Annotated in this window: 3 protein-coding genes, 2 tRNA genes and 1 rRNA gene; 1 reads left to right on the forward strand and 5 read right to left on the reverse strand. The window is 28.5% G+C overall.

Features of this window, described 5'->3' with window-relative positions; genetic code table 11:
• Nucleotides 1-201 precede the first annotated feature (201 nt).
• Entirely contained in the window at nt 202-1,005 is an 804-nt protein-coding gene (locus E5347_RS16600; protein ID WP_136008339.1) for a pyruvate, water dikinase regulatory protein, read from the reverse strand.
• A gap of 369 nt (nt 1,006-1,374) precedes the next feature.
• Between E5347_RS16600 and E5347_RS16605 the strand changes: the two genes are divergently transcribed.
• Nucleotides 1,375-2,124, forward strand: a complete 750-nt coding sequence (locus tag E5347_RS16605) for a signal peptidase II (protein WP_136008340.1) — start codon at nt 1,375-1,377, stop codon at nt 2,122-2,124.
• A gap of 203 nt (nt 2,125-2,327) precedes the next feature.
• Here E5347_RS16605 and E5347_RS16610 read toward each other — a convergent pair.
• The 4 genes from E5347_RS16610 to E5347_RS16625 all read right to left on the reverse strand — a co-directional run bounded on the left by E5347_RS16610 (nt 2,328) and on the right by E5347_RS16625 (nt 3,855).
• Nucleotides 2,328-2,403 (reverse strand) — tRNA-Lys (locus E5347_RS16610).
• 5 nt (nt 2,404-2,408) lie between these two features.
• Nucleotides 2,409-2,525, reverse strand: a 5S ribosomal RNA gene (gene rrf / locus E5347_RS16615).
• Nucleotides 2,526-2,689: 164 nt separating this feature from the next.
• Entirely contained in the window at nt 2,690-3,640 is a 951-nt protein-coding gene (locus tag E5347_RS16620) for an L-lactate dehydrogenase (RefSeq protein WP_136008341.1), read from the reverse strand.
• 139 nt (nt 3,641-3,779) lie between these two features.
• A tRNA-Lys gene (locus tag E5347_RS16625) sits at nt 3,780-3,855 on the reverse strand.
• Nucleotides 3,856-3,916 lie beyond the last annotated feature (61 nt).

Genomic DNA, 3,916 nt, shown 5'->3' on the forward strand with positions numbered 1-3,916 from the left:
TGCTGGTTTATTTTACTTAACTTTATTCTGTTCAATTTTCAAAGACCATTTTCTCCGCCGCCCTCAAGCGACTTCATTATCTTATCATTCTAATAATATTATGTCAACACATTTTTATTATTTTTTTATTTATTTTATCATAAAACCCTAGAAAGCCTTACTTTTCTTAGGTTTTCTAGAGCTTTATATTTTATTCATATACTATTTAGTATATCCTAATGACTTTAAAATAATTAATGCAGTATCCTCTATAGCTCTTTGAGTAACATCAATAGTTTTACAACCTATCTTCCTAATTATTTTATCTGAAAATTCAAATTCCTCTAGTATTCTTGCATCACTTGCATAATCTATACCAGTTGGCATTCTATGAAACTTATCTAATCTCTTTTTTCTAATTTCTATTAATTGAAGTGGATTTATTACTAATCCAAAAACTTTTTTTCTGTCTACTTCAAACAACTCATCAGGTATTTCTACCTCTGGCATTAACGGTATATTTATTGCCTTTAATCCTTTGTTCGCAAGATACATACATAATGGCGTTTTAGATGTTCTAGAAAGTCCTATTAATACTACATCTGCATTTTTTAATCCTCTATAGTCTTTACTATCATCATATTGCATAGCAAATTCCATAGCCTCAATTCTTTTGAAATATGTATCATCTATATTTCTCATTGCACCTGGATTATTATCCGGCATTCTGTTTAAAAGTGATGATGCTACATTTACTATAGGGCCTAGTACATTAACTACTGAAATATTTTTCTCCAAACACTTTTGAGTTAAATATTCCCTTACATTTACTGTAATAATAGTAGACACAATCATTACCTTTTCAAATTCACTTATTTCTCTCATTATATATTCTATATCCTCTAATTCTTTTACATAAGGAATTCTCTTTACTTCTGTCTCACCTTTAAATTGACTTGCTGCAGCTAATGCTACTTGCTCAGCTGTTTCTCCAATAGAATCAGATACTGCAAAAATTCTCAACATCTCAAACCCTCCTAAATATGTACTATATTAATCTACGCTTCAATAATTGATCTACATTTTAAGTGCCTATATTATTTTGGATTAATATAGTTTAAAGTGTAAATTACATTAATTGAAAGCTGCAATCTTTTAATTTTTATATACGTTATCAAACTAATTTAATTTCTTAAATATTTTTAATATAAAAAATAACTTAATAAAATACAAAAGCTTTAGTACAACTTATATATTATTCTTTATTTGAATAGTTTAATTATTCATAATTTACTTATAATTATATCAGATTTAAATTATTTTGTGTTGTTCTGTGTAATTTATAAATATATATGATAAAATTTTAATATCTTAAATATACTATAGGAGGATGAAATGGCTGATAATAAAAACAAAGAAAAATGGCTTACTATAGGATTACTCCCTATTATGTGGCTAGTATATTTTGCCTTTGAAATCTTTACTGGCAGAGTTAATGATATTTATACCTTAGTGATGAATCTTTTATTAACCCTTGTATTTGCTTTTACAGGATTAATAATTTACTATTTATCAAAAAAATATAATAAAGGATTTACTAATAAAACTGTTATTATAATTTTCTTAATTCTAATGTTAATTGATCAAGGAATAAAAATAATAATTAAATTTTTCTTTTTCAATAATTATGTAGAAATAATTAAAGGATTCCTTTCTTTTGATCCAATTATAAATACTGATGGTTCTTGGCTTAATGCAAGATTTGGTTTAGGAGTTGGCTTTTCTGCTTTAATTGTTCTAAATATAATTGCAGTTATTTTAGTAATAGAAGTCTATAGGTATTACTTATCTAAAGGAAATAAAAGCTTTTGGGCTGATATGTCATTTTTATTTATAAGCACTGGTGCTCTATGCTCCCTAATAGATAAGGTCTTCTATGGTGGTAGCTTAGACTTTATAGGTATTAGTGATTTATTTATCGCAGACATTAAAGATATTTATATTAACCTTGGTATACTATTCTTTATTATGCTTATTTATATAGGTGGATATTTTAAAGATGAAGATAATAGTACTTTAAAAGATGATTGGAACTCTATAAAGAAATTTTTAAAATTCATGAAAAAAGATATATTGAGAAAATAAATAATAATAATAAGGCTTTCAATAATATAAACTAGACAGATTTAAATAAATTTAGTCTGCTAACATATATTATTGAAAGCCTTCCTATTTTCTACATTACATATATTAATTAATAATAGAATACTAATTTAATATTATTAAGAAATAAATTCTAAGCTAACATTATAAAAATAAAAAAACCACTTCTTAAATTAGAAGTGGCTTGGTGGCTTACCCGGGAATCGAACCCGGTACACCTTGATTAAAAGTCAAGTGCTCTACCGATTGAGCTAGTAAACCTTATTACCTGGCAACGTTCTACTCTCCCACACAGTCGCCCGTGCAGTACCATCGACGCTGTAGAGCTTAACTTTCCTGTTCGGAATGGAAAGGAGTGTTTCCTCTACGCCATCATCACCAGATATTTGTCCCTCAACAAGAACTAATTATATATGGTTCTCTTATTAATGTCAACATTTTTTATCAAACTTTTTTATTTTTTTATTATTTATATAAATATATTAAAATTTCCAGAAAATTATAAATATAGTAGGCTATTATCCATCATAATAACCTACCATTATTTTTACTTATTTAGCTTTTTAATGTATTCTCTTATTGTTTTATTAGATAGCTTAAATTTCTCTAGTTCTTCAGTAGTCATATCTATCTCTACAACTTCCTTAACACCCTCAGCGTTTAAAACTGCAGGTACCCCAGAAAATACATCAGTTTCTCCATATTCTCCATCTAATAGTGTAGAAACAGGAATAATTTTATTTTCATCATTAATAATAGCCTTTATTATCCCTACAGTCGAAGATGCTATAGCATAATATGTGGTTCCTTTTCTATTATATACTTCCCATCCTGCTCTAGCTGTATCTAGTACTAATTTATCTAAATCTATATCCCCTACTCTATCCTTATTATCTTCTATTACCTTTCTAAAAGGCTTTCCTCCGATATATACATGAGACCATGGAACCATTTGAGAATCTCCATGCTCTCCCATTGAATAAGCTTGAACACTTCTTGGATCTACATTAAATATATCTCCTATAAAATTCTTTAATCTTGCTGAATCTACTGATGTTCCAGACCCTATTACATGACTCTTTGGTAATCCAGATAACTTATACACATAATATGATATTATATCCACAGGATTAGAAACTATTATAAAATGTCCTTTAAATCCACTTTCCATTATAGGATTTACTATTGATTCTGTTATTTTAGCTGATAAATCCAATGTGTCTAATCTTGTTTGACCTGGCTTAGGAGGTGCTCCAGCTGTAATTACTACTATATCCACATCTCCACATTCTTCATATGATCCAACCCTAATCTTTGTATTTCTATTTAAATACTCTATGCAATGTTTCAAATCCATTACTTCTCCAAGAGCTTTTTCCCTATTAATATCTATCATAATTACTTCATCACATACGCCTTGAGTAATTAGACTAAAAGCTGTACTAGAACCTACTAGTCCAGTTCCAACTATGGCTACTTTTCTTCTTTTTGAAAACATATTATCTCCTCCGACTAATTTAATTTCAATCTATATTTGACATTTTTATATCTTAAGTTATAAAACTTCTTCTATATCTTATTATACTCTAAGAATATTTTTAATAAACAAAAAAATCCTAAACTTACGTTTAGGATTTTGGTGCGTTATCAGGGGATCGAACCCGGGACACCCTGATTAAGAGTCAGGTGCTCTACCAACTGAGCTAATAACGCATATTAACCTGGCAACGTTCTACTCTCCCACACAGTCGCCCGTGCAGTACCATCGACGCTG

The sequence above is a fragment of the Clostridium sartagoforme genome (assembly GCF_004794105.1).
In the GTDB taxonomy this organism is placed as follows: domain Bacteria; phylum Bacillota; class Clostridia; order Clostridiales; family Clostridiaceae; genus Clostridium; species Clostridium sartagoforme_B.

Coding starts and splice junctions, on each gene's coding strand:
- E5347_RS16600 (WP_136008339.1), bottom strand. CDS start 1,005: ATGTTGAGAATTTTTGCAGTATCTGATTCTATTGGAGAAACAGCTGAG.
- E5347_RS16605 (WP_136008340.1), top strand. CDS start 1,375: ATGGCTGATAATAAAAACAAAGAAAAATGGCTTACTATAGGATTACTC.
- E5347_RS16620 (WP_136008341.1), bottom strand. CDS start 3,640: ATGTTTTCAAAAAGAAGAAAAGTAGCCATAGTTGGAACTGGACTAGTA.